This window comes from Staphylococcus sp. HMSC055A09 (genome assembly GCF_001809655.1).
Classification (GTDB): domain Bacteria; phylum Bacillota; class Bacilli; order Staphylococcales; family Staphylococcaceae; genus Staphylococcus; species Staphylococcus capitis.
The window spans coordinates 444,734-469,659 of sequence record NZ_KV798369.1; the positions used below are offsets into that span (position 1 = coordinate 444,734).

At 33.5% G+C, this 24,926-nt stretch carries 25 protein-coding genes and 1 riboswitch; of the genes, 20 read left to right on the top strand and 5 right to left on the bottom strand.

Annotated elements, in window-relative coordinates; genetic code table 11:
- Positions 1-3: 3 nt before the first annotated feature.
- The 11 genes from purE to purD are packed head-to-tail and all read left to right on the top strand — an operon-like array spanning position 4 to position 11,233.
- Positions 4-486 carry a 5-(carboxyamino)imidazole ribonucleotide mutase gene (gene purE / locus HMPREF2642_RS07720; protein ID WP_030065166.1) on the top strand — a complete coding sequence of 161 codons (483 nt, stop codon included), beginning with the start codon at positions 4-6 and terminating at the stop codon, positions 484-486.
- Positions 473-1,600: a 5-(carboxyamino)imidazole ribonucleotide synthase gene (gene purK, locus HMPREF2642_RS07725; RefSeq protein WP_002435349.1), complete on the top strand. Its 1,128-nt coding sequence runs from the start codon at positions 473-475 to the stop codon at positions 1,598-1,600. The genes purE and purK overlap by 14 nt, the downstream gene beginning before the upstream one ends.
- Complete coding sequence (gene purC, locus HMPREF2642_RS07730) at positions 1,601-2,308, top strand: phosphoribosylaminoimidazolesuccinocarboxamide synthase (protein ID WP_030065168.1); 708 nt, start codon at positions 1,601-1,603, stop codon at positions 2,306-2,308.
- On the top strand, positions 2,305-2,565 hold the full coding sequence (purS, locus tag HMPREF2642_RS07735; protein WP_030065170.1) for a phosphoribosylformylglycinamidine synthase subunit PurS: 261 nt from the start codon (positions 2,305-2,307) through the stop codon (positions 2,563-2,565). The genes purC and purS overlap by 4 nt, the downstream gene beginning before the upstream one ends.
- Position 2,566: 1 nt before the next feature.
- Positions 2,567-3,238: a phosphoribosylformylglycinamidine synthase subunit PurQ gene (purQ, locus tag HMPREF2642_RS07740; RefSeq protein WP_023350479.1), complete on the top strand. Its 672-nt coding sequence runs from the start codon at positions 2,567-2,569 to the stop codon at positions 3,236-3,238.
- A complete protein-coding gene (purL, locus tag HMPREF2642_RS07745) occupies positions 3,231-5,420 on the top strand; it encodes a phosphoribosylformylglycinamidine synthase subunit PurL (RefSeq protein ID WP_064212240.1) in 2,190 nt (729 codons plus the stop codon). Before purQ ends, purL begins: the two co-directional genes overlap by 8 nt.
- The gene (gene purF / locus HMPREF2642_RS07750) at positions 5,399-6,883 is read left to right on the top strand and encodes an amidophosphoribosyltransferase (protein ID WP_002435420.1); all 1,485 of its coding nucleotides are present in this window, start codon (positions 5,399-5,401) and stop codon (positions 6,881-6,883) included. Before purL ends, purF begins: the two co-directional genes overlap by 22 nt.
- Positions 6,876-7,910 (top strand): phosphoribosylformylglycinamidine cyclo-ligase, encoded by a 1,035-nt coding sequence (gene purM / locus HMPREF2642_RS07755; RefSeq protein ID WP_030065174.1) that lies wholly within the window; start codon positions 6,876-6,878, stop codon positions 7,908-7,910. The genes purF and purM overlap by 8 nt, the downstream gene beginning before the upstream one ends.
- Positions 7,907-8,473, top strand: a complete 567-nt coding sequence (gene purN, locus HMPREF2642_RS07760; RefSeq protein ID WP_030065175.1) for a phosphoribosylglycinamide formyltransferase — start codon at positions 7,907-7,909, stop codon at positions 8,471-8,473. The genes purM and purN overlap by 4 nt, the downstream gene beginning before the upstream one ends.
- A gap of 15 nt (positions 8,474-8,488) precedes the next feature.
- Positions 8,489-9,967, top strand: coding sequence for a bifunctional phosphoribosylaminoimidazolecarboxamide formyltransferase/IMP cyclohydrolase (gene purH, locus HMPREF2642_RS07765; protein WP_030065177.1), 1,479 nt, complete (start codon positions 8,489-8,491; stop codon positions 9,965-9,967).
- Between the two features lie 27 nt (positions 9,968-9,994).
- The gene (gene purD, locus HMPREF2642_RS07770) at positions 9,995-11,233 is read left to right on the top strand and encodes a phosphoribosylamine--glycine ligase (protein WP_070597766.1); all 1,239 of its coding nucleotides are present in this window, start codon (positions 9,995-9,997) and stop codon (positions 11,231-11,233) included.
- Between the two features lie 88 nt (positions 11,234-11,321).
- Here the strand turns inward: purD and HMPREF2642_RS07775 are convergent, their stop codons facing one another.
- The 4 genes from HMPREF2642_RS07775 to graF form a co-directional block, all read right to left on the bottom strand.
- A complete protein-coding gene (locus HMPREF2642_RS07775; RefSeq protein WP_070597767.1) occupies positions 11,322-12,128 on the bottom strand; it encodes an energy-coupling factor transporter transmembrane component T family protein in 807 nt (268 codons plus the stop codon).
- Complete coding sequence (locus tag HMPREF2642_RS07780) at positions 12,121-13,524, bottom strand: ABC transporter ATP-binding protein (RefSeq protein ID WP_030065184.1); 1,404 nt, start codon at positions 13,522-13,524, stop codon at positions 12,121-12,123. The genes HMPREF2642_RS07775 and HMPREF2642_RS07780 overlap by 8 nt, the downstream gene beginning before the upstream one ends.
- A 13-nt stretch (positions 13,525-13,537) precedes the next feature.
- Positions 13,538-14,113, bottom strand: coding sequence for an ECF transporter S component (locus HMPREF2642_RS07785; protein ID WP_002435415.1), 576 nt, complete (start codon positions 14,111-14,113; stop codon positions 13,538-13,540).
- Between the two features lie 87 nt (positions 14,114-14,200).
- Positions 14,201-14,302, bottom strand: a riboswitch (TPP riboswitch).
- Positions 14,303-14,458: 156 nt separating this feature from the next.
- Positions 14,459-14,593, bottom strand: a complete 135-nt coding sequence (gene graF / locus HMPREF2642_RS11780; RefSeq protein WP_002435469.1) for a glycopeptide resistance-associated protein GraF — start codon at positions 14,591-14,593, stop codon at positions 14,459-14,461.
- Positions 14,594-14,748: 155 nt separating this feature from the next.
- On the opposite strand from graF, the gene auxA reads away from it, so the two are divergent.
- The 5 genes from auxA to ptsP all read left to right on the top strand — a co-directional run bounded on the left by auxA (position 14,749) and on the right by ptsP (position 20,113).
- The gene (auxA, locus tag HMPREF2642_RS07790; protein ID WP_002435336.1) at positions 14,749-16,044 is read left to right on the top strand and encodes a lipoteichoic acid stability factor AuxA; all 1,296 of its coding nucleotides are present in this window, start codon (positions 14,749-14,751) and stop codon (positions 16,042-16,044) included.
- Positions 16,045-16,196: 152 nt separating this feature from the next.
- Positions 16,197-17,369, top strand: coding sequence for a class I SAM-dependent rRNA methyltransferase (locus HMPREF2642_RS07795; RefSeq protein WP_023350473.1), 1,173 nt, complete (start codon positions 16,197-16,199; stop codon positions 17,367-17,369).
- 59 nt (positions 17,370-17,428) lie between these two features.
- Positions 17,429-17,968 (top strand): hypothetical protein, encoded by a 540-nt coding sequence (locus HMPREF2642_RS07800; RefSeq protein WP_002435405.1) that lies wholly within the window; start codon positions 17,429-17,431, stop codon positions 17,966-17,968.
- 157 nt (positions 17,969-18,125) lie between these two features.
- Entirely contained in the window at positions 18,126-18,392 is a 267-nt protein-coding gene (locus HMPREF2642_RS07805) for a phosphocarrier protein HPr (RefSeq protein ID WP_002435387.1), read from the top strand.
- Between the two features lie 2 nt (positions 18,393-18,394).
- Positions 18,395-20,113 carry a phosphoenolpyruvate--protein phosphotransferase gene (gene ptsP, locus HMPREF2642_RS07810; protein ID WP_002469960.1) on the top strand — a complete coding sequence of 573 codons (1,719 nt, stop codon included), beginning with the start codon at positions 18,395-18,397 and terminating at the stop codon, positions 20,111-20,113.
- Positions 20,114-20,255: 142 nt separating this feature from the next.
- Here ptsP and HMPREF2642_RS07815 read toward each other — a convergent pair whose 3' ends face one another.
- Positions 20,256-20,498: a glutaredoxin family protein gene (locus tag HMPREF2642_RS07815; RefSeq protein ID WP_002435401.1), complete on the bottom strand. Its 243-nt coding sequence runs from the start codon at positions 20,496-20,498 to the stop codon at positions 20,256-20,258.
- Between the two features lie 206 nt (positions 20,499-20,704).
- Between HMPREF2642_RS07815 and HMPREF2642_RS07820 the strand changes: the two genes are divergently transcribed.
- From HMPREF2642_RS07820 to HMPREF2642_RS11860, 4 genes are all read left to right on the top strand, one after another.
- Positions 20,705-22,060 (top strand): cytochrome ubiquinol oxidase subunit I, encoded by a 1,356-nt coding sequence (locus HMPREF2642_RS07820; RefSeq protein WP_030065190.1) that lies wholly within the window; start codon positions 20,705-20,707, stop codon positions 22,058-22,060.
- Positions 22,057-23,073, top strand: coding sequence for a cytochrome d ubiquinol oxidase subunit II (locus HMPREF2642_RS07825; protein ID WP_002435403.1), 1,017 nt, complete (start codon positions 22,057-22,059; stop codon positions 23,071-23,073). Before HMPREF2642_RS07820 ends, HMPREF2642_RS07825 begins: the two co-directional genes overlap by 4 nt.
- An 85-nt stretch (positions 23,074-23,158) precedes the next feature.
- Positions 23,159-23,818: a potassium channel family protein gene (locus HMPREF2642_RS07830; protein ID WP_002435479.1), complete on the top strand. Its 660-nt coding sequence runs from the start codon at positions 23,159-23,161 to the stop codon at positions 23,816-23,818.
- Between the two features lie 579 nt (positions 23,819-24,397).
- Positions 24,398-24,754 (top strand): thioredoxin domain-containing protein, encoded by a 357-nt coding sequence (locus HMPREF2642_RS11860; RefSeq protein WP_256276642.1) that lies wholly within the window; start codon positions 24,398-24,400, stop codon positions 24,752-24,754.
- Positions 24,755-24,926: the final 172 nt, after the last annotated feature.

The window sequence follows — 24,926 nt, forward strand, 5'->3', positions numbered from 1 at the left end:
AACGTGAGAGTAGCAGTCATTATGGGTAGTTCTTCAGACTGGGAGATTATGAAAGAGAGTTGCTTGATGTTAGATGAATTTAATATTCCGTACGATAAAAAAGTGGTTTCTGCTCATCGTACGCCACAACTTATGTTTGAATTCGCTAATCAAGCAAAGCAAAACGGCTATGACATTATTATTGCTGGAGCCGGTGGAGCAGCACATTTACCTGGTATGGTAGCGTCAATGACTACTTTACCTGTCATAGGTGTGCCAATAGAGTCAAAAAGTTTAAAAGGGTTAGATTCTTTATTATCTATAGTACAAATGCCTGGTGGAATACCAGTAGCAACTACGGCTATAGGTAAATCAGGTGCAAAAAATGCTGGAATATTAGCAGCTAGAATGATTGGTATGACTGATAACACAGTTCATAAAAATTTGGAAAATTATGAAAAAACATTAGTGAATAAAGTGGAGGCAATGCAAAATGAGCTTCAATAAACTGAAATTCGGTTCAACAATCGGAATTATTGGTGGAGGACAATTAGGGAAAATGATGGCACAGTCCGCACAAAAAATGGGCTTTAAGGTTATTGTCCTTGATCCAAACGAAGACAGTCCATGTCGCTATGTTGCACATCAATTTATTCATGCTAATTATGACGACGAACAAGCATTAAAAGAACTAGGTGAAAGTTCAGACGTCATCACTTATGAATTTGAAAATATTTCTTCACAACAACTTAAACAACTTACAGAAAACTACAATATACCTCAAGGCTATCAAGCAATTCAGTTACTTCAAGATCGTCTTACTGAAAAGCAAACACTAAAAGATGCTGGAACACAAATCGTTCCTTTTCTACAAATAAAAAATAAACAAGATTTATATCAAGCTTCTAAGGAACTAGGGTATCCATTCATCGTTAAAACTCGCTTTGGTGGATATGATGGGAAAGGACAAATCCTAGTTGAAAATGAGTCAAATTTAGATGAAGCGATTGATTTAATTTCTAATCAAGAGTGTGTAGCGGAACAATACCTTGATATTGATAAGGAAGTTTCTCTTACAGTAACTATCGGAAATGAGCAACAAACAACTTATTTTCCATTACAAGAAAATGAACATAGAAATCAAATCTTATTTAAAACAGTCGTACCTGCTAGATCCAATAAAGAAAATGAAGCGCGTAAAGAAGTGGATAAGATAACCAATGCAATTCATTTTGTAGGTACATTTACTGTTGAATTTTTTATAGATAAAGAAAATAATCTTTACGTTAATGAGATAGCACCACGCCCTCATAATTCTGGACACTATTCAATAGAAGCATGTGACTTTTCTCAATTTGATACCCATATTTTAGCAGTAACAGGACAGAGACTCCCACAACAAATTGAAGTCTTGAAACCAGCAGTAATGATGAATTTACTCGGACGCGACTTAGATTTACTTGAAAATGAATTTGAAAATCATCCTGAATGGCACGTTCATATCTATGGTAAATCGCAACGCAAACCAGATAGAAAAATGGGGCATATGACATTACTTACTGATGATGTGAATCAAACTGAACAATACATGTTAATGAAGTTCGAAGGGAGAGACAAATAAGTGTCATTATTATATGAAGGAAAAGCAAAACGCGTTTATACTACCGATACAGAATATCAATTGCGAGTAGAATACAAAGATGAAGTAACCGCAGGCAACGGAGCCAAAAAAGACACAATGGCCGGCAAAGGAAAGTTAAATAATCAAATCACATCAATTATATTTGATTATTTAACTCGTAACGACATCAATAACCACTTCATTAAGCAACTTTCAGAGACAGAACAAATAGTACAACAAGTAGAGATTATCCCATTAGAAGTCGTAGTGAGAAATATCGCCACTGGTTCTATTACTAAGCGATTAGGATTTGAAAAAGGGCACGTGTTTGAAGAACCATTAGTCGAATTTTTCTATAAGAATGATGACCTTAACGATCCTTTAATTACTGATGATCATGTAAAACTACTTCATATTGCTAAAGATGATGAAATAGACAAGTTAAAACATATGGCAAAAGAAATTAATAAAGTATTGGTTCAACTTATGGAAGAAATGGAGCTAAGACTTGTCGATTTTAAAGTTGAATTTGGTAAAACACATGATGGCGAAATTTTACTAGCTGATGAAATTTCTCCTGATACATGTCGTATATGGGACAAATTTTCAGATACAAACTTTGATAAAGACGTTTATAGAAATGATACTGGCTCACTCATTGAAACGTATCAAACATTCTTGAATAAATTGGAGGATTTTAAACAATGAAAACAATCGAATTGCACATCACTTTACAACCACAAGTATTAGATACTCAAGGACAAGCTCTAAACAGAGCTGTACATGATTTAGGTTATACACAAGTGAATGACATACGCGTAGGTAAAGTTCTATACATGACGGTTGATGAAGCAACAGATGAAGCGGTTGATAATATCATTACGACATTAAGTGAAAAGTTATTCGCTAACACAGTGATAGAAGAATATAACTATAAAGTGATTGAAGAAAAGGAGAATGCATAAGATGAAATTCGCAGTTCTCGTATTCCCTGGCTCTAACTGTGATAGAGACATGTTTAATGCCGCAATTAAATCTGGCGTTGACGCAGCTTACGTCGATTATCGTGAAACGAGCCTCGAAGGATTTGATGGGGTTCTGATCCCTGGTGGCTTTTCATTTGGTGATTATTTAAGATCTGGAGCAATGGCAAGTGTGGCTCCTATTATTAATGAGGTTAAACGTCTTGCAAAAGAAGGAAAACCAGTGCTTGGAGTATGTAATGGTTTCCAAATATTGACAGAAATTGGATTACTTCCTGGTGCGTTGCTTCATAATGATTCTCATCTTTTCATAAGTAGAAATGAAACTTTAAAAATTGTTAATAATCAAACTCCATTTACTCATTTATATGAAGCTAATCAAGAAGTCGTTTATCCTGTTGCTCATGGTGAGGGGCATTACTATTGTACAGAAGAAATCTTTAATGAACTTGAACAAAATAATCAAATTATCCTTAAGTATATTGATAATCCTAATGGTTCATATGAAGATATCGCAGGCATTGTTAATAAAGAAGGAAATGTTTGTGGAATGATGCCCCATCCTGAACGTGCATTAGAAACACTACTAGGCACTGACAGTGGAGTGAAATTGTTTGAATCAATGGTTAAAAGTTGGAGGGAACAACATGTCTAAATTTATCGAACCAAGTGTTGAAGAAATTAAACTTGAAAAGCTTTATCAAGATATGGGACTTAGTGATAAAGAATACGATAAAGTAGTTGAAATTCTTGGTAGAGAACCCAACTTTACTGAGGTAGGAATCTTTTCGGTAATGTGGAGTGAACATTGTTCATATAAACATTCTAAACCATTCTTGAAACAGTTTCCGACTACTGGTGAGCATGTCTTAATGGGCCCTGGTGAAGGGGCAGGTGTAGTGGATATTGGAGATAATCAAGCAGTCGTATTTAAGGTGGAATCACACAATCATCCATCAGCTATAGAACCTTATCAAGGCGCTGCAACAGGTGTAGGTGGAATTATTAGAGATATCGTCTCAATAGGAGCGAGACCTATTAACTTGTTAAATAGTCTACGTTTCGGTGAACTATCAGTCAAACAAAATCAACGACTTTTAAAAGGAGTTGTGAGCGGGATTGGTGGTTACGGAAATTGTATCGGTATTCCGACTACAGCTGGTGAAATTGAATTTGATGATCGATATGATGGCAATCCACTTGTAAATGCAATGTGTGTAGGTGTCATCGACCATGACATGGTCCAAAAAGGTACTGCTAAAGGCGTTGGTAACTCAGTTATTTATGTTGGTCTGAAAACTGGTCGCGATGGTATTCACGGTGCCACATTCGCTTCTGAAGAACTAACTGAAGAAAGTGAAAGTAAACGACCTTCAGTTCAAATCGGTGATCCATTTGTAGGTAAGAAGCTCATGGAAGCAACACTTGAAGCTATTACGTTCGATGAACTGGTAGGAATTCAAGATATGGGGGCAGCAGGTTTAACATCTTCTTCATCTGAAATGGCTGCTAAAGGTGGAAGTGGTCTTCATTTAAAACTTGACCAAGTTCCTACTCGAGAACCTAATATTTCACCATATGAAATGATGCTTTCTGAAACACAAGAAAGAATGCTACTTGTAGTTGAGAAAGGTACTGAACAAAAATTCTTAGACTTATTTGATAAACATGAACTTGATAGTGCAGTGATTGGTGAAGTTACTGATACAGATCGATTCGTATTAACTTATGAAGATGAGGTATTTGCAGATATCCCAGTTCAACCCCTTTCTGACGAAGCACCTGTTTATATACTTGAAGGTGAAGACAAAGAATACAATACTTCTAAAAATGATTATAGCAATATTGATGTAGAAGATGTATTTTCAAAATTATTAAAGCATCCAACGATTGCTTCAAAACGTTATTTATATGAGCAATACGATCAACAAGTTGGAGCAAACACGATAGTGAAGCCGGGTCTTCAATCTTCAGTTGTACGAGTAGAAGGAACTAATAAGGCAATCGCTTCAACAATTGATGGTGAAGCACGTTATGTTTTTAATCAACCATATGAGGGTGGAAAGATGGTTGTTGCAGAGGCATATCGTAATTTAATTGCGGTTGGTGCGACACCACTTGCAATGACAGATTGCTTAAATTATGGTTCACCGGAAAAGAAAGAAATTTATCAACAATTAATTGATTCAACTAAAGGCATGTCTGAAGCGTGTGAAGTTTTAAATACACCTGTTGTATCAGGTAACGTTTCGCTTTATAACGAAACGCGTGGTACGTCTATTTTCCCAACGCCAGTTGTAGGAATGGTCGGTCTTATTGAAGATATTAATTATTTAAACGATTTCCATCCCAAAGCTGGAGAAAAACTTTATTTAGTTGGCGATACGCGTAATGATTTCGGTGGAAGTCAAATCGAAAAGTTATTATACGGTTCTGTGAACCATGAATTTGAAGAGATTGATTTAAGCGATGAAGTTGAGAAGGGTGAATCCATTAAACAGGCAATTCGTAACGGCGTGGCTTCTCATGTTCAAACAGTAGGTAAAGGTGGTTTACTTCTTACCCTAGCTAAAATAAGTGCATACTATAATCTTGGACTTCATGCACAACTTGATATGACTAATGCACAATTATTTAGTGAAACTCAAGGTCGTTATATTATCTCAGTTAAAGACGGTCAGACTTTAGATATGAATCAAGCTATAGAGATTGGTCAATTAACAAGTGATGGCACATTTAAGGTCTCTAATTCAGAAGTTACAATTTCGGAAAAGGTTTCAGACATTAAACATACATGGGAAGGAGCAATCGCTCAATGTTTAACAACTCAGGATTAAATGAGGAATGTGGCGTATTTGGAATCTGGAATCATCCTGAAGCAGCACAATTAACTTACATGGGTCTTCATAGTTTACAACATCGTGGTCAAGAAGGTGCAGGGATTGTAGTTTCGGATGATCAAACACTTAAAGGAGAAAGAGGACTAGGTTTACTGACTGAAGCAATTAAAGATACTAATATGGAAAATTTAAAAGGGTATCCACATGCAATTGGTCATGTACGATATGCAACATCTGGTAATAAAGGGATTGAAAATATACAACCCTTTTTATATCACTTTTATGACATGAGTGTCGGTATTTGTCATAACGGTAATTTAATAAATGCTGAATCTTTACGTCAAAATTTAGAAAAGCATGGTGCAATATTCCATTCATCATCTGATACTGAAGTCATCATGCACTTAATTCGTCGCAGTAAAGCACCAACCTTTGAAGAAGCACTTAAAGAAAGCTTACGCCAAATTAAAGGTGGTTTCACATTTGCGATACTTACTGAAGATGCACTCTATGGCGCAGTTGACCCTAATGCGATTCGTCCACTTGTAGTCGGTAGAATGGAAAATGGTGCATATATCTTAGCTAGCGAAACTTGCGCTATTGATGTTCTGGGTGCAGAGTTTGTACAAGATATCCATGCTGGAGAGTATGTCATTATCAACGATGATGGAATCGTTGTCAAAAATTATACACGTCATGTAAATACAGCTATTTCGGCTATGGAATATATTTATTTTGCAAGACCAGATTCTACAATAGCTGGAAAAAATGTTCATGCTGTGAGAAAAGCATCTGGTAAAAGACTCGCTGAAGAAAGCCCTGCAAAAGCTGATATGGTTATTGGAGTACCTAATTCTTCACTGTCTGCAGCGAGTGGTTATGCTGAACAAATTGGGCTTCCTTATGAGATGGGTCTCGTTAAAAACCAATATGTTGCACGTACATTTATTCAACCGACACAAGAATTACGTGAACAGGGCGTACGTGTTAAATTATCGGCAGTTAAAGATATTGTCGAAGGTAAAAAAATTATTCTTGTAGATGATTCAATCGTGCGTGGTACTACGTGTAAAAGAATTGTGAAAATGCTTAAAGATTCAGGAGCTGATGAAGTGCATGTGAGAATCGCTTCTCCAGAGTTCATGTTCCCTAGTTTCTATGGTATTGATGTGTCGACTACTGCAGAGTTAATTTCAGCAAGTAAATCACCAGAAGAAATTAAAGATTACATTGGTGCTGATTCACTAGCATATCTAAGTGTTGATGGGCTCATTGACTCAATTGGTTTGAATTATGATGCACCGTATCGTGGATTATGTGTTGAAAGTTTCACAGGAGATTATCCAGCAGGTCTTTACGATTATGAAAAGAATTACAAATCACATTTAAGCGATCGTCAGAAAGCTTATATAGCTAATAATAAACATTATTTTGATAGTGAGGGAAACTTACATGTCTAAAGCGTATGAACAATCAGGTGTAAATATTCATGCAGGTTATGAAGCGGTAGAGAGAATATCAAGTCATGTTGAACGTACAATGCGTAAAGAAGTCTTAGGTGGACTTGGAGGTTTTGGTGCTACTTTTGATTTATCTCAACTTAATATGAAAGCACCCGTACTCGTTTCTGGTACAGATGGTGTAGGTACGAAATTAAAACTTGCTATTGATCATGGCAAGCACGATACGATTGGTATTGATGCTGTAGCGATGTGTGTGAATGATATTTTAACGACTGGAGCAGAACCTCTATATTTCTTAGACTACATTGCTACAAATAAGGTAGTTCCATCAATTATTGAACAAATCGTCAAAGGTGTGAGTGATGGGTGTGAACAAACGAATACCGCATTAATTGGTGGAGAAACTGCTGAGATGGGTGAAATGTATCACGAAGGTGAGTACGATATTGCAGGTTTTGCAGTGGGCGCTGTTGAAAAAGATGAGTACATAGATGGTTCTAAAGTAGAAGCAGGACAAGCAATTATAGGTTTAGCATCGAATGGTATTCATTCTAATGGCTATAGTTTAGTTAGAAAGCTTATTAAAGAATCTGGCATCAATTTACATGATAACTTTGATGGAAAGACTTACTTAGAAACGTTTTTAGCACCCACTGAATTATATGTAAAACCAATTCTAGAATTGAAAAAACATGTGGATATTAAAGCAATGAATCATATTACTGGTGGCGGATTCTATGAAAATATACCAAGAGCTTTACCTAAAGGGTTGTCGGCTAGAATAGATACAACTTCGTTCCCAACATTAGACGTTTTTAATTGGTTACAGCAACAAGGGAACATTAGTACAGATGAAATGTATAATATCTTCAATATGGGTATAGGCTATACCGTTATAGTAGATAAAAAAGATGTATCAACAGCTTTAGCGGCTTTACAAGAGCTTGATGTGAAAGCTTATGAAATTGGTGAAGTGATTGAAGACGCTGATACGCCACTTCATTTAATGGGGGTAGAATCGTGATTAAAATAGCGATTTTCGCCTCAGGTTCAGGTAGTAACTTTGAAAATATCGTTAAACATGTTAAAGAGGGCGATTTGCAGAACATAGAAGTGACTGCACTATATACTGATAAAGCTAATGCTCAGTGTATAGAACGAGCTAGAAAATTAAATATACCTGTTCATATTAACCAACCTAAAGACTTTGCTTCAAAGTCATCTTATGAACAACAGTTGCTTAAACATTTATCCGATGAAGGGGTTCAATGGATAGTTTTAGCAGGTTACATGAGATTGGTTGGTCAAGATTTACTTCAAGCCTTTGAAGGACGAATGTTAAATATACATCCTTCACTATTGCCTAAATATAAGGGGTTAGATGCAATAGGCCAAGCATTTGATAGTGGAGATACAGTGACAGGTTCAACCGTGCATTATGTAGATAGTGGCATGGATACGGGAGAAATTATTGAACAACAACAATGTGATATTAGAACGGACGACACGAAAGAAGATTTAGAAGAGAGAGTCAAAAATTTAGAATATGAACTTTATCCTAGAGTTATCGCTAAAATCATTAAATAGAGGAGTATCTAAGCAATGAAAAAAGCAATTTTAAGTGTTTCAAATAAAAGTGGAATTGTAGAATTCGCTAAATCATTAACTTCATTAGATTATGAATTATATTCTACAGGTGGCACTAAACGTGTGCTAGAAGATGCGGGTATCGCTGTAAAGTCAGTATCTGAATTAACTCAATTTCCTGAAATAATGGATGGTCGAGTAAAAACATTACATCCAGCTGTTCATGGGGGTATCCTAGCAGATCGTGATAAACAAGAACATCTCGATCAATTGAATGAACAACATATCGACCTTATCGATATGGTTGTCGTCAACTTATATCCTTTCCAAAAAACAGTAGAAAATCCAGATGTTACTGAAGCAGATGCTATTGAAAATATTGATATTGGCGGACCAACGATGTTGCGTGCTGCAGCTAAAAACTTTAAACATGTAACAACAATAGTACATCCTTCAGATTACAATGAAGTCATTGATAGAATTAAAAATAATCAATTAGATGAAGATTATAAAAAATCCTTAATGATTAAAGTATTTGAACATACAAATCAATATGATCATGCCATTGTAAGTTTCTTTAAAGGTGATAAAGAAACACTTAGATATGGTGAGAACCCTCAACAATCTGCATACTTTGTAAGAACATCAGATAGTAAACACACAATTGCTGGTGCGAAACAATTACATGGTAAACAGTTAAGCTTTAATAACATTAAAGATGCGGATGCGGCTTTAAGTTTGGTTAAAAAATTTGAAGAACCTACAGCAGTAGCAGTTAAACATATGAATCCTTGTGGCGTGGGTGTTGGAGAAACTATTGAAGATGCATTTAAAAATGCATATGATGCTGATAATCAATCAATTTTCGGTGGAATTATTGCATTGAACCGTACTGTAGATGCTAAATTAGCAGAAACATTACATTCAATTTTCTTAGAAGTAGTTATTGCTCCTAAATTTACTGAAGAAGCACTTGAAATTTTAACTCAAAAGAAAAATATACGTTTACTTGAAATAGATATGACCATTGATAACGCTGAACAAGAATTTGTTTCTGTTTCTGGTGGTTATTTAGTGCAAGATAAAGATAATAAGGATGTCACTCGTGAAGACATGACTGTTGCTACTGAAGTACGTCCAACTGAATCACAGTGGGAAGCAATGTTATTAGGATGGAAAGTTGTAAGTTCTGTAAAAAGTAACGCTGTGATTCTAAGTAATGATAAACAAACTGTTGGTATAGGTGCAGGGCAAATGAATCGCGTAGGTTCAGCTAAAATTGCTATCGAGAGAGCAATTGAAATTAATGATAATGTTGCGCTAATTTCTGATGGTTTCTTCCCAATGGGGGATACAGTAGAATATGCGGCAGAACATGGTATTAAAGCCATTATTCAACCTGGTGGCTCTATTAAAGATCAAGAATCTATTGATATGGCTAATAAATATGGTATCACAATGGTTATGACTGGAATGCGTCACTTTAAGCACTAAGTTTTACTTAAAGAAAGGAGTAAACTTATGAAAGTTTTAGTTATCGGAGCAGGTGGACGTGAACACGCGTTAGCTTCTAAAATCAATCAATCCTCACTCGTTGAAAAGGTCTATGCTATACCAGGTAATGAAGCAATGATTAACGTTGCGGAAATTCATAATGAAATAGCCGAGTCAAGTCATCAAGAGATAATAGATTTCGCTATAAATAATAACATTGACTGGGTGGTCATAGGACCTGAACAACCATTAATTGATGGCCTAGGAGATTTACTTAGACAACAAGCAATAAAAGTGTTTGGCCCAGGGCAAGCTGCTGCTCAAATTGAGGGTTCAAAGCTCTTTGCGAAACAACTTATGGAGAAGTATGACATTCCTACTGCAGATTATAAAGAAGTAACGAATCGATCTGACGCGCTAACGTATGTTAAAACGTGTGAATTGCCGGTAGTTATTAAGAAGGATGGTTTAGCAGCTGGGAAGGGAGTAATAATCGCCAAAACCCGAGATGAAGCTATCAAAGGTGTAGAAACACTATACATTGAAGAGCAAGGGCAACTGGTTTTTGAGAGCTTTTTAGAGGGTGAAGAGTTTTCATTAATGACATTTGTTAATGGTGATTATGCAGTTCCTTTTGATTGTATCGCTCAGGATCATAAACGTGCTTATGATAATGATGAAGGCCCTAATACTGGAGGCATGGGGGCATATTGTCCTGTTCCGCATATTAGTGAGGAGGTACTTCATCAAACCAATGAGCGCATTGCTCAACCTATTGCTCAAGCGATGAGTAAAGAAGGGTATCATTTCTTTGGCTTGCTCTATATTGGTGCTATTTTAACAAAAGAGGGTCCTAAAGTGATAGAGTTCAATGCAAGATTTGGTGATCCAGAAGCGCAAGTGTTACTCACGCGTTTAGAAAGTGATTTAATGCAACATATTATTGATTTAGAACAACGTCAACCAATTCATTTTAAATGGAAAGATGAAGCAGTTGTAGGAGTCATGTTAGCATCTAAAGGGTATCCAGGATCATATGATAAAGGATATAAAGTTAGTGGTTTCGACCCAGATTCTCATTATTTTGTTAGTGGTTTAAAGAAAGAGGGAGACCATTTTGTTAATGCTGGTGGTCGTGTGATCCTAGCCATTGGTGAGGGATCTACGGTTAAGGATGCACAAGCTGCTGCATATAACAACGCTGAAAAAATTAAAAGCGATAATCTTTTCTATCGTAATGATATAGGCAATAAAGCAATAAAATAGTAAAAAAGGAGATGCACAATAAATGTTGCATCTCCTTTTTAATGTCTATCATTTAATTGATTAAACTTTATTAAATATAGTGAAATTTTTATCCTAATTTTCCAAAACGTACATCATGAATGCCAGTTAATGGTAAATAGCCTGATAGTATGAAAGATAGACCAATAATCATTAACACACACACAATAAATACTACATCTTTATATGAGAAAGGTGTCTCGTAGTAATATGTTCTAGGGCCATCTTTAAAGTCTTTAGATTCCATAGCAACTGAGAGTTGATGTGCACGTCGTATGTTTTGACTCAATAATGGAATAACTAAATGATTTAATCTTTTTAGTCCTTTATAATTTGAGACATCAATCATTTGGTATCTCATTTTTAATGAGCGTCTCAATTGGATTAATGAACTTATAATTAAAGGAACCATTCGTATTGCTGCCATAAAGGCATAGGCAATTTTGGGTTTGATTTTTAGATGTTGCATTAAACTATAAAAAATCATAACTATTTGAGATGTTAATGCTATAAGAATCCCGAACATTGATACTGTGATTGTTCTTAAAGAGAGATGTAAGCCCCGTACTATACTTTCTTCACTAATTTGAACGATTCCAAATTTAACTAACATATGCTCACCATCACCATAAAGTATCATAAATAATGAGGATAGTAAGGCGAATAGGGTGGTAACTAGTATGAATATACCTGTAATTTTAAATTCTGTACCATTAAATAATAGTAAGAAAATAAACATGAGTAACACGATATAAATCATAAAATCGAAATTATGAATGAAGATAATAAAGAAAAAAAGTGCGATTCCTAGTATTAATTTCGTTATAATATTTACATCATCAACAAAGGTGTGACGTTTCTTCCATCTTTCAAACAACGTGCTCACCTTCAATCTCTTTAAGTATTCCATCTTCAACATGTAAACGACGTGTTGGATATCGACGAATGATTTCCGAATCATGTGTGACCATAACTATTGTTTGCCCTTGTTTAACGCGTTCTTGAAAAAGTTTAATAAGTTGGAACGTATTATGACTATCTAAACCAAATGTAGGTTCATCTAACAATACAATTTCTGCCTTTGAACTAAGGGCAGTTGCTACGCTTAATCGGCGTTTTTGTCCCGTTGATATTTCAAAGGGATGATGATTTTTAACCTGATCTAGATGAAGTAATTTAAGCAATTGAATAGTTTCTTGTTCAGCATTTTCAGGGTCTAAATGGTTATAATGAATGTAAACTTCATCATAAACTGAATTCGTAATAAATTGTAATTCTGGATTTTGATACACGAGATACATGTGTTTTGCTGCTTGTTTAATCTTTTTCAGTTCTTCATTATTATAAGTCATTCGACCTTTATATTTTATTAATTGAAGTATTGATTCGAGCAAAGATGTTTTACCAGCACCATTTTCTCCTGTTATAGTTAGCCATTCTCCTTTATGTAATTCAAAGTCATCAACAGAGAAGAGCGTTTGTTTACCACGTACGATTTGGCCTTGTTGAAATTCAAATAAACTATTGGAAGGTTGAATATCTAGTTTAATAGGACGTGGCGCATAATTCCAGGCTTTAGGATGCCACACGCCATACTCAGTTAATAAATGTTCGTAGTCATTAAGAATGTGTTGAGGAGTATCATCAGCTATGATTTTTCCTTCATAATTCATTAATAGTACGCGATCCACATGTTGCCAAATATGTTCAACCTTATGTTCGACGATTAATACTGTTTGTTCATCCCACAATTCTATTAATTTCTTCCATAAATCCTCAGTTGCTTGAACATCTAACATAGCAGTTGGTTCATCTAAGAATAAGGTTTCCGCTCTTTGTAAAATGGTTTCTACGATAGCTAACTTCTGCTTCATACCTCCGCTTAGTTGATTTACATAAGTTTGGTCAGAGACTTTAAGATTTACAGATTCAAGTGCTTTTTTAATTTCATTATCCATTTCACTACGAGGGATTTTGCGGTTCTCTAACACAAAAGCTAACTCTTCATATACTTTAGGCATACAGAATTGTGTATCAGGATTTTGGAAAATGACACCACTTTGATGATCGACATGTAATTCATCATATTTCATTGGTAGTTCAATTAAATTAGGAACAATACCACTTAGTACATTAAGTAATGTGCTTTTACCCGACCCTGATGGGCCGAGTAAAAGCACTTTTTCCTTATCATTAATCTCTATATTTAAGTTATCAAAAATTTTTCTATCCCCGTTAGGGTATTTCAAACGTAAATTTTTTACTTTTAACAATTAAAAAATCCCCTTATAGGTTATCGTAGTCATGTTTAGAAGCTGGTCTAAAGAGTTTAGTAACTCCCGTTTTATCAAGTGCTCTAACAAGCCAATAGGACACTAATCCTGTGATAACAATTCCGCTAATTGATCGGAATAGAATGAATAAGAATAAGTTCCATCCCGCGACTTCATTTAAGTAACCGTAAAAATAATCTACTGGGAAAGTGGCCAGTGCAGTGACCAAACCAGCAAGCATTGCTACTGCTGCAGAACGAGATTGATATTTAAAAATTGCGAAGATAATTTCGCATGCTACACCTTGTAATAAAGCATAGATAATTGTAGGTATATCAAATTTACCCATGACTATTGTTTCGCCAGCCCCTGCAGCTAGTTCAGCTAAGATTGCGATACCTGGTTTTGGAATAATTAAGTAGCAAACTACTGCTGCCATAAACCAAACACCATATGTAAGCTGCTCTAGGTGAATACCTGCAACTTGTGTAATATTGTAGAAGAACCACCATAAGTTATAGATGATTGCGAAGACTACAGATATTAATACAGTTACAAGTATTTCTGATAGTTTTAAACCTTTTGACATTGTGTCTCCTCCTAAAAAAACGCACAACCCTCCCTAGGAAAGTTGTGCGTCAGAAGATATATCTTAATGAAGTAAGTTCATCAGATTCTATAGTTAACTACACTTTCCTACGCTAGTATCTAGCTAGATCAGGTTCGAAGGGTTTGAGGATTTCCTCATCTCAGTAAATATACACCCCTAGTGCGTCGATATTTTAATTTAAATTAAATGTATGATTTTTCTATTGTATTGTCAAGGTAGTTTGAGGAAATTGAGGATATGGATAAATAAGTTAATAAAGTTTTTTATAAAAAGCTCTCAAAGTATAAACTTTGAGAGCTTTTCAATGGCAAATATTTATAGTAATTAATCTAACGTATCTTGTACATCTTTTTTCGTTTGTTCAATATCATCAGTTTTTTCTTCATTTTGTTCTTTTAGTTTTTCTTCTGCTTCTTTAGCTTTTTCAGCAGATTTCTTTTCGAATTCTTCTTTTCCCATAGTATTTCCACCCCTTAAATAGGAATAATTGTTTACACAACAACTATACCCCGTTATTCTATAGATAAACCCTAATAGGTCTATAGACGTATTTCATGGTTAATTTAAAGACAATTAGAAAATCTTCATATATAATAACGTTTGAGGTGAACAGTATGTCTTTTCTTAGGAAACACACCGAGATCATATTTAGCTACATTATCGGTATCGTTTCACTTTTCACAGGTCTCATCATTCTAATTAACTTACCATTGATTAAACAATTTAATGGTGATAAAAAAGTTAATACTCATGTACATAATGTATGGGAATTTCTTAATGCATTCTTCGCTGAAATTATAAAAGTGATGAGTAGGTTTATAGGTAGTTTCCCAGTTATAAGTGCCATTATTATTATTTTGTTTGGTATCTTAGTTATGCTTTTAGGTCATACTTTATTCAGAACTATTAAATATGACTATGACATATCCATTTTCTTCTTAGTTATTGGTATTATGTATTTTATTATTACACTAATATTAATGACTCAAGTTTATGGTTTCTTCGCAATTGTGTTTATTATACCGTTCATCGTTCACATCGGATACATTGTTTATAAAGATGAATTAAATAAAAATAATCGTAAAAGTCATTATATGTGGATTATCGTGACATATGGTATTAGTTATTTAATTACACAAATTTCTTTATACGGACGTATAGATGCGAATGAAATTGAATCTATAGATATTTTAAGTGTGAACACATTCTTCATTATTATGTGGTTATTAGGACAGATGTCTATATGGAATTTCTTATTCTTAAGACGATCATTACCATTAACTAAAGAAGAGTTAGGCGAGGAAGAACCTGAACTTTCTAGAACAAATAAAGGAAACGTATCTAATCAAACTAAAGTTCACTTAAAACAACTACAAGATAAGACAACAGAATATGCACGTAAGACTAGAAGAAGTGTAGATTTAGATAAAATAAGAGCTAAAAGAGATAAATTTAAGGAAAAAGTTAAAAATATTGTAGATATTCAAGAAGATGATATTCCTAATTGGATGAGAAAGCCAAAATGGATTAAACCAATGTATGTTGAGTTGTTCTGTGGAGCTGTTATTTTATTCTTTACATTTCTTGAATTTAATAACCGCAACGCCCTATTCTTATCAGGAGAATGGGAACTTTCTCAAACGCAATATGTAGTAGAGTGGGTCACACTCATATTATTACTATTCATAATCATCATCTTTATTGCTACAACTTTAACTTATTATTTAAGAAATAAATTTTATTACTTACAGCTCTTCATGGGTAGTATTTTATTCTTTAAATTCTTAACTGAATTTATCAATATTATGATTCACGGTCTATTGTTATCAATTTTCATCACACCAATTTTACTGTTAATGTTAATTGCAATGATTGTTGCTTACTCATTACAGTTAAGAGAGAAACCATAATTGATTACTAAAAGTCATTGTTATTGTTTATTCAATAGCAGTGGCTTTTTTACATATTATTAAAGACTGATATTTGTTAAAATGATTTTGAAATTGTGCTTACGTATTAATTTTTAGAAAAAAGAGAATAGAAAGTGAGGTAAAAGTAAAAAATGAAAATAGCAACATTGAATAGAGGTAAAGAAACTAAATATCTTAATCAATATCCTTTAATTGATGAGGAAGATATTTACCAACATGACCACCTTAAAGAAGGGGATTTAGTTAAAATTGTGACTGATCAACAACAGTATATCGCAACTGGCTATGTTGGCCGTCAACATAAAGGATTAGGTTGGGTATTAAGTTATGATGAAAATGAGGACATTAACACTCAATTCTTCGTAAAATTATTTGAAAGTGCATTAGAGGAAAGAGAATATTATTTCAACATTGATGGTACAAATGCTTTTAGACTTTTTAATGCTGAGGGTGACGGCGTAGGAGGCCTCACAATTGATAATTATGATAGTCATTTATTAATTCAATGGTATTCCAAAGGCATTTATAAATTTAGATATCTTATCATAGAAGCAATTAAAACAGTATTTGGTTATACGTCTTTATATGAAAAAATGAGATTTAAGGATACAACATACACAGGTGGATTTGTTGATGGTGAAGCCCCTGAGTTTCCAATTACTATTGAAGAAAATTTCACATTTTATAATGTAGATTTAGAAGATGGTTTAATGACTGGTATCTTTTTAGATCAAAAGGAAGTACGTAAAAAATTAAGAGACCAATTTTCCGAAGATAGAGATGTATTAAATTTATTTAGTTATACAGGAGCGTTTTCAGTTATAGCAGCTCAGAATGCACGTTCAACTACAAGTGTTGACTTAGCAAATCGTTCAAGAGGCTTAACGGAAGAAAACTTTGGTTTAAATGGTATTGATCCTAAATCTCAATACATTTATGTGATGGATACGTTTGACTATTATAATTACGCGGCACGTCATGGTCTTCAGTATGAAACGGTAGTCATTGATCCGCCAAGTTTTGCACGCAATAAGAAAAAGACATTCTCAGTTCAGAAAGACTATGGTTCACTCGTTAAAGGCGCCTTAAGTGTATTAGCTCCTGAGGGTTCACTGCTATTATGTACAAATTCAAGTGCATTTTCTTTAAAAGCGTTCAAAAATGTGATTAAAAAGACATTAGATGAAGAGGGGGTAGAGTTTGAAATAAGAGAGGTCATGGGACTTCCTAAAGATTTCAAGACTCATCCACATTACAAACCTTCAAAATATTTAAAAGCTGTATTTATAGATATTAAGCATTAAATTTTTAAATATTGGGTATAAGATTTTATTGAAACAATACTAAGAAAGGATGTATGAATTTGGGTATTAGAAGTAAATTCACAAATGATATCACTAATAAAGTGGGCAATGAACTTTTAAATATAGAAGAAATTAAAGAAAAAAATAATTTACCTAAGACTAAAGAAGAATTAGCGCGTCGCCGAGAACAGGCGTTAACGTTAGTTAAAAAGAAATCAATACTTTCATCAGGCGCAAGTATTGTACCTATCCCAGGATTAGACTTCGGTGTAGATATTAAATTAATGAGAGACATTATTGAGGATGTTAACAAAATTTATGGTTTAGATCATAAAGAAGTGAATTCGTTAGGGGATGATGTAAGAGAGAGAGTGATGTCTGCTGCAGCGATTCAAGGGAGTCAATTTGTAGGAAGAAAAGTTTCAGAAGCACTTTTAAAAGTTGTTATTAAAGATGTAGCGAAACGAGCAGCTGCTAAACAAACAAAATGGTTCCCAGTGATCGGTCAAGCTGTTTCAGCTTCAATTAGTTACTACTTTATGAATAAACTTGGTAAAGATCACGTTGAAAAATGTGAAAAAGTTATCAATAACCTATAGTAAGTGATATAATTTCTAATGTAATGTAAATAATGATATTGAAACCGGTTTTAAACGAATTGAATTTAACAATCGGTTTTGGTAAAGTTATTGTATAAAATATATGTTAGATTGTAATAATATTGAAGATTCTAACTATACGAAGGAGAATATAACTATGGAACAAAAATCATATGTAATTATCGACGAAACAGGGATTCACGCTCGCCCTGCTACAATGCTAGTTCAAACTGCATCAAAATTTGATTCAGATATTCAATTAGAATATAACGGTAAAAAAGTTAACTTAAAATCAATCATGGGTGTTATGAGTTTAGGTGTAGGTAAAGATGCTGAAATCACTATTTATGCTGACGGTAGCGATGAAACTGATGCTATTGAATCTATCAGTGATGTCTTATCAAAAGAAGGATTAACTAAATAATTATGTCTAACTTAATTAAAGGGATTGCTGCCTCTGATGGTGTAGCAATCGCAAAAGCTTACTTATTAGTAGAGCCAGATTTATCTTTTGACAGTAACGAACAGGTCACTGATGTAGAAGGCGAAGTTAATAAATTCAATAAAGCTATCGAAGCATCTAAAGTTGAATTAACTAAGATTAGAAATAATGCAGAAGTTCAATTAGGCGCTGATAAAGCAGCTATTTTTGATGCTCATTTATTAGTTCTAGATGATCCAGAATTAATTCAACCTATCCAAGATAAAATTAGAAATGATAAAGTTAATGCGGCTACAGCATTAAACGATGTGACAACTCAATTTGTTACTATTTTCGAATCTATGGATAATGAATACATGAAAGAACGTGCAGCAGATATTAGAGACGTTTCTAAACGTGTTTTAGCGCACATTCTAGGTGTAGAATTACCAAACCCAAGTATGATTGATGAAAGCGTCGTTATAATTGGTAACGATTTAACACCTTCAGATACTGCACAATTAAACAAGGAATTCGTCCAAGGCTTTGTAACTAACATCGGTGGTAGAACGAGCCACTCTGCAATAATGAGTCGTTCACTTGAAATTGCAGCAGTTGTAGGTACGCAAACTATCACTCAGCAAGTCAAACAAGGTGATATGATTGTTGTAGATGGAATTACAGGTGATGTAATTATCGATCCAACTGAAGACGAATTAATCGCTTATCAAAACAAACGTGAACGTTTCTTTGAAGATAAGAAGGAACTACAAAAATTACGTGACGCGGATACGGTAACTGTTGATGGTGTGCATGCTGAATTAGCAGCGAATATTGGTACGCCAAATGATTTACCAGGAGTTATTGAAAACGGTGCTCAAGGTATAGGTTTATACCGTACAGAATTCCTTTATATGGGAAGAGACCAAATGCCAACTGAGGAAGAACAATTTGAAGCCTACAAACAAGTACTAGAAACAATGGATGGTAAACGTGTTGTTGTACGTACTTTAGATATCGGTGGAGATAAAGAGCTTCCTTACTTAAATTTACCTGAAGAAATGAATCCATTCTTAGGTTATAGAGCAATTCGTTTATGTTTAGCTCAACAAGATATTTTCAGACCGCAATTACGTGCATTATTACGTGCATCTGCTTACGGTAAATTAAATATCATGTTCCCAATGGTTGCTACTATCAAAGAATTCCGTGATGCTAAAGCGATTCTTTTAGAAGAAAAGAAAAACCTTGAAAATGAAGGTTATGACATTTCTGACGATATCGAATTAGGTATCATGGTTGAAATTCCAGCAACTGCTGCATTAGCAGATGTCTTCGCGAAGGAAGTAGACTTCTTTAGTATCGGTACTAATGACTTAATTCAATACACACTAGCTGCTGATCGTATGTCAGAACGTGTATCTTATTTATATCAACCATATAATCCTTCTATTTTACGTCTTGTTAAGCAAGTAATAGAGGCTTCTCATAAAGAAGGTAAATGGACTGGTATGTGTGGTGAAATGGCCGGAGATGAAACAGCTATTCCATTATTACTAGGTTTAGGATTAGATGAGTTCTCAATGAGTGCAACTTCTATTCTTAAAGCTAGAAGACAAATTAATGGCTTAAGTAAAAATGAAATGGCTGAATTAGCTAATCGCGCTATTGAATGTGCTACACAAGAAGAAGTTATGGAATTAGTTAACAATAAAGCAAAATAATATAGGTTAATAATACAGCATGAGAGAGTGAATGCAACATTGCATTTACTCTCTTTTTAATCTGTAATTGAAATAAGCTGGCTTCACTTATTAAAAAATCACTCAACATCATAGAAAAGATAATGTTGAGTGATTTTTATGACTAATTTTTACTATTTAAATTCAATGTAGAATTTATTTTGTCCATATCTACACTATACATTGGTTCATTATTTAATAAAATAAAAGGCGTTGCAAATGCATCATAATCAATCATTTCATTACGATATTGATTATTTTTAATATTCTTTTCAATAAAATCAACGCCTTGCTCTGATAAATAATTTTTCACGAAAGTGCATGGTGGACAATCATCTTGGGTATAAATGACAATGTTCGAAGTCATACAGGTCGTCCTTTCATAAGTAATTCTCAAAATACTATATAGAAAAATGTTGAGAATTTCAAACATGTGAACATTATGTGTCTTGTCAAAAAATGTACATATAAATTTAAAGCAATTTAATTTTGTTCAAAGTCATGAGGTTTTATAATTTTAGACACTTGTGACTCCAATTATTAATAAAAATAGATAAAAAAGGTGATTTATATATGGATTCAGTTGAAATTAGCCGATTTCTCACTGGTATGACATTAGCAGTGCATATTATATTTGCCACAATCGGCGTGGGTATGCCTTTAATGTTTGCGATTGCAGAATTTATCGGTATTAGAAAGAATGATGCAAACTACATTGCATTAGCGAAAAGATGGTCAAAAGGGTACACAATTACAGTAGCCGTTGGAGTCGTGACAGGTACTATTATAGGCTTACAACTTTCGCTTGTGTGGCCAACATTTATGAAAATGGGTGGGCATGTTATTGCTTTACCTTTATTTATGGAAACTTTCGCTTTCTTCTTTGAAGCAATCTTCTTAAGTATTTATCTTTATACTTGGGATAGATTTAAAAATAAATGGACGCATTTTATTATTTCATTACCTGTAATTATTGGTGGTTCATTCTCGGCGTTTTTTATTACATCAGTTAACTCATTTATGAATACACCAGCAGGTTTTGAAATGAAAAATGGACGTATGGTTAATGTACAACCATTAGAGGCAATGTTTAACTCCTCATTTATTGTCAGAGCATTCCATGTAGTAGCTACTGCTGGTATGACGATGGCATTTATTTTGGCTGCAATAGCGGCGTTTAAATTATTACGTAATAAACATTCTGAAGATAAAACTTATCATAAAAAAGCATTGAAAATGACAATGATAGTTGGTTTCTTATCAACGATATTATCGATGGTAGCTGGAGATCTTTCCGCTAAATTCTTGCACAAAGTGCAACCAGAAAAACTAGCTGCTTATGAGTGGCATTATGATACTCAATCACATGCTAACTTAGTATTCTTTGGTGTGCTCAATGAGAAGACACATGAAGTAACTGGTGCTATTGAGATTCCGGGATTACTTAGTTTCTTAGCAGATGACAGTTTCAAAACAAAAGTCAAAGGATTAACTGATTTTCCTAAAAATGATTTACCACCTATGATTGTTCATTATTTCTTTGATTTAATGGTTTCTATGGGTGTGTTCTGTTTCATTATTTCAGGACTATATATGTTAATTTTATTCTTCAAGAAATTACGTAAATTTAAAGTTAATAAAGCTATGCTATATGCAATACTTTTAACTGGCCCAGCCTCATTACTTGCAATAGAATTTGGTTGGTTCTTAACTGAAATGGGTCGTCAACCTTGGATCATTAGAGGTTATATGCGTGTGTCTCAAGCTGCTACACAAGCAGGTGGTATCACGTTAGTTACGATTCTCTTCGGTATATTGTATCTCGTGCTTATGGTAACAGCAGCTTATGTACTTATTCGTATGTATCGAAATAAACCTGCTTATCAAGATGTAGACAAAGTGATTGAAGAAAGAGGTGGAACAAAATGATTTACGCATATATTGGGATAACAGTATTATGGATATTTTTATTTTGTTACATCATCGTAGCATCAATTGACTTTGGTGCTGGATTTTTCGCTTTACATTCTAGAATTACTGGTGAAGAGAAGAAGATCAATCACTTAATTCATCGTTATCTTAATCCAGTGTGGGAAGTTACAAATGTTTTCTTCGTCTTTTTCTTCGTTGGATTTATTGGGTTCTTCCCTGATTCTGCAAAGTATTTGGGAACCGTTTTATTAGTTCCAGGTTCAATAGCATTAATTCTTATCTCCATTAGAAGTAGTTTTTATGCTTTTGAAAATTACGGACAAGATACGAAGTTACCATGGATAGTGCTCTATGGTTTTACAGGATTACTTATTCCAGCATCATTAGCTACTGCACTAACTATCTCGGAAGGTGGATATATCAGAGAACATGGGTCTCATATAGATTTGAACTGGGTACAATTACTATTAAGTCCATTTGCCTGGTCTGTGGTATTCTTGGCTATCATTTCGGTTCTATATATTTCTTCAGGTTTCTTAACATTTTATGCTAGTAAAGCGAAAGATAAACCTGCATACCACTTAACAAGACAATGGCATATTTTCTGGGGCCCGCCTATGATTGTTATTTCATTGTTTGTATTTTTATCTTTAAGAATACAAAATGCAGATCATTTCAATAATGCTGTATTTAACTATTGGTGGATGTTTGTAATCAGTTTTATCTTCTTTTTAATTGCAGGTGTATTAACGATTCTTAAGAAAAATCATGGATTAGCGTTTATCATGGTCATATTACAGATGTTCTTTGCATTCTTTGGCTATGGTATGAGTAAATTGCCATTTTTATTACATCCATTTGTGAAAATCACAAGTTCTCATGTTAACCCAGAAATGGGATTAGCATTAGTTATAGCCTTTATTTTAGGTTTACTTTTATTAATTCCATCGTTAATATTATTATTAAGATTATTTGTTTTCGATAAAGAGTACGTAGAAGGAAAGAAATAATATAACCTTTGAGTATAAGGGGAGATATGTTGATATATTTTATCATCAAACTCTCTTTTTCTCTTTTATTTAATGGAGGACGCATATGGATAAAGAATACGTCGTTATTGGACTAGGTCGTTTTGGTGGCAGTATTGTTAGAGAACTTAACGCTTTAGATATGGATGTCATGGCAATTGATAATGATGAAAATCGTGTTAATGAATATAGTGATATCGCAACACATGCAGTTGTAGCTGATACGACTGATGAAGCGGTCATGAAAAGTTTAGGTATACGTAACTTTGATCATGTCATTGTGGCCATTGGTGAAAACATTCAATCAAGTACGTTAACTACTTTAATTTTAAAAGAGTTAGGTGTTAAAAAGGTAACTGCAAAAGCACAAAACGACTACCATGCTAAAATATTAAATAAAATAGGTGCAGACACTGTCGTTCACCCAGAACGTGATATGGGTAGACGTATAGCGCATAATGTAGCAAGTGCAAGTGTATTAGATTATTTAGAACTTGCTGATGAGCATTCAATCGTAGAGCTTAAAGCGACTGAAAAAATGGCTGGACAGACTATAATTAATTTAGACATCCGAGCACAATATGGCATAAATATCATTGCAATTAAACGAGCGAAAGAATTTATCGTTTCCCCAGATCCGAATCTTAGTATAGAGATTGGTGATATTTTAATCATGATTGGTCATGATAATGATTTAGGTCGTTTCGAGAAAAATATAGCCAAATAATTGGTGACGATAAATTAAGATATACGTTTTTTCTTTTAGCTTATAAATGAATTGAGTTAAAATTCATTTATAAGCTTTTTTGTATAGAATTATTTAATTGAGTCGGTTATACCCATCATACGATTTCATGCTAATCTATACATAAAAAAATAATAAAGCTTCAATCAATTTAAAAACAAAATAAAATATGAAATATTGTGATTGATTAAATCTATAATTTATTAAGTTTTGCGTAAACACTTGAGAAATAGAATATATCAATTAGGGAAGATAACAAAAATTTTAAAACAATGATGTTAACATTAAATTTGAAAAAATTAATAAGGAGAGTGGATATGTGTAAATTTGTTTTAAAATGCACATCATTGTTAGTAATTGTTTTGTTATTATGTAGTTGTTCGAACATAAAAAATGGCTCATTTAATAATCATTCAAATCGCACTAAATGCATAACAATTTATGGTGATTACAAATGTGCCTATTGTAAAAAAATTGAAAATACTATCGTTCCTAAATTGAAAAAAGATTATATAAAAAAAGACAAAGCGGAAGTTAATTTTGTTAATCTCGGTAGACTCTATGAAAGCTGGACGAGCAGCATTAGCAGTCAAACTCATATCTGATAAAGAGTATTTAAAATTTAATCACTTAATTTTTAACGAACAACCTAAAAATAGCCATAAAACTTGGATTACTAATAGATTATTAGATAAGCAAATAGATAAACTTAACTTGAATGATGAAGAAATAAAAAAAGTTAAGAAAATGTATAAAGAAAAAGATAGCAAAGCATGGGAAATGGCTAATGATGATAAAAAAGTTGCTAAAAAGAAAAAAGTTAAGAAAGTTCCTTTAGTATACATAAATGGTGAAAAAGTAAAAAACCCATATAAATATAAAGAATATCAACGCATATTAGATAAAAAGACATCGTAAAAATATATACACATGCAACAACTAGAGTGAAAACTAAAGGAGTAAAAAAATGTTAATTAAAAACAAGCTATATATATACTTAGTATTATCACACTCATGATTATAGACATTATCTAAATTAATAATGATAATGTTATCAAAAGCCCAATTGGTTACAGACTTATTTATTTAA

Excerpts from the sequence above, each read along its gene's own strand:
- purK (WP_002435349.1), top strand. The coding sequence starts at position 473 with ATGAGCTTCAATAAACTGAAATTCGGTTCAACAATCGGAATTATTGGT.
- purS (WP_030065170.1), top strand. The coding sequence starts at position 2,305 with ATGAAAACAATCGAATTGCACATCACTTTACAACCACAAGTATTAGAT.
- purQ (WP_023350479.1), top strand. The coding sequence starts at position 2,567 with ATGAAATTCGCAGTTCTCGTATTCCCTGGCTCTAACTGTGATAGAGAC.
- purL (WP_064212240.1), top strand. The coding sequence starts at position 3,231 with ATGTCTAAATTTATCGAACCAAGTGTTGAAGAAATTAAACTTGAAAAG.
- purF (WP_002435420.1), top strand. The coding sequence starts at position 5,399 with ATGTTTAACAACTCAGGATTAAATGAGGAATGTGGCGTATTTGGAATC.
- purM (WP_030065174.1), top strand. The coding sequence starts at position 6,876 with ATGTCTAAAGCGTATGAACAATCAGGTGTAAATATTCATGCAGGTTAT.
- purH (WP_030065177.1), top strand. The coding sequence starts at position 8,489 with ATGAAAAAAGCAATTTTAAGTGTTTCAAATAAAAGTGGAATTGTAGAA.
- purD (WP_070597766.1), top strand. The coding sequence starts at position 9,995 with ATGAAAGTTTTAGTTATCGGAGCAGGTGGACGTGAACACGCGTTAGCT.
- HMPREF2642_RS07785 (WP_002435415.1), bottom strand. The coding sequence starts at position 14,113 with ATGTCAAAAGGTTTAAAACTATCAGAAATACTTGTAACTGTATTAATA.
- graF (WP_002435469.1), bottom strand. The coding sequence starts at position 14,593 with ATGGGAAAAGAAGAATTCGAAAAGAAATCTGCTGAAAAAGCTAAAGAA.
- auxA (WP_002435336.1), top strand. The coding sequence starts at position 14,749 with ATGTCTTTTCTTAGGAAACACACCGAGATCATATTTAGCTACATTATC.
- HMPREF2642_RS07795 (WP_023350473.1), top strand. The coding sequence starts at position 16,197 with ATGAAAATAGCAACATTGAATAGAGGTAAAGAAACTAAATATCTTAAT.
- HMPREF2642_RS07805 (WP_002435387.1), top strand. The coding sequence starts at position 18,126 with ATGGAACAAAAATCATATGTAATTATCGACGAAACAGGGATTCACGCT.
- ptsP (WP_002469960.1), top strand. The coding sequence starts at position 18,395 with ATGTCTAACTTAATTAAAGGGATTGCTGCCTCTGATGGTGTAGCAATC.
- HMPREF2642_RS07815 (WP_002435401.1), bottom strand. The coding sequence starts at position 20,498 with ATGACTTCGAACATTGTCATTTATACCCAAGATGATTGTCCACCATGC.
- HMPREF2642_RS07820 (WP_030065190.1), top strand. The coding sequence starts at position 20,705 with ATGGATTCAGTTGAAATTAGCCGATTTCTCACTGGTATGACATTAGCA.
- HMPREF2642_RS07825 (WP_002435403.1), top strand. The coding sequence starts at position 22,057 with ATGATTTACGCATATATTGGGATAACAGTATTATGGATATTTTTATTT.
- HMPREF2642_RS07830 (WP_002435479.1), top strand. The coding sequence starts at position 23,159 with ATGGATAAAGAATACGTCGTTATTGGACTAGGTCGTTTTGGTGGCAGT.
- HMPREF2642_RS11860 (WP_256276642.1), top strand. The coding sequence starts at position 24,398 with ATGAAAGCTGGACGAGCAGCATTAGCAGTCAAACTCATATCTGATAAA.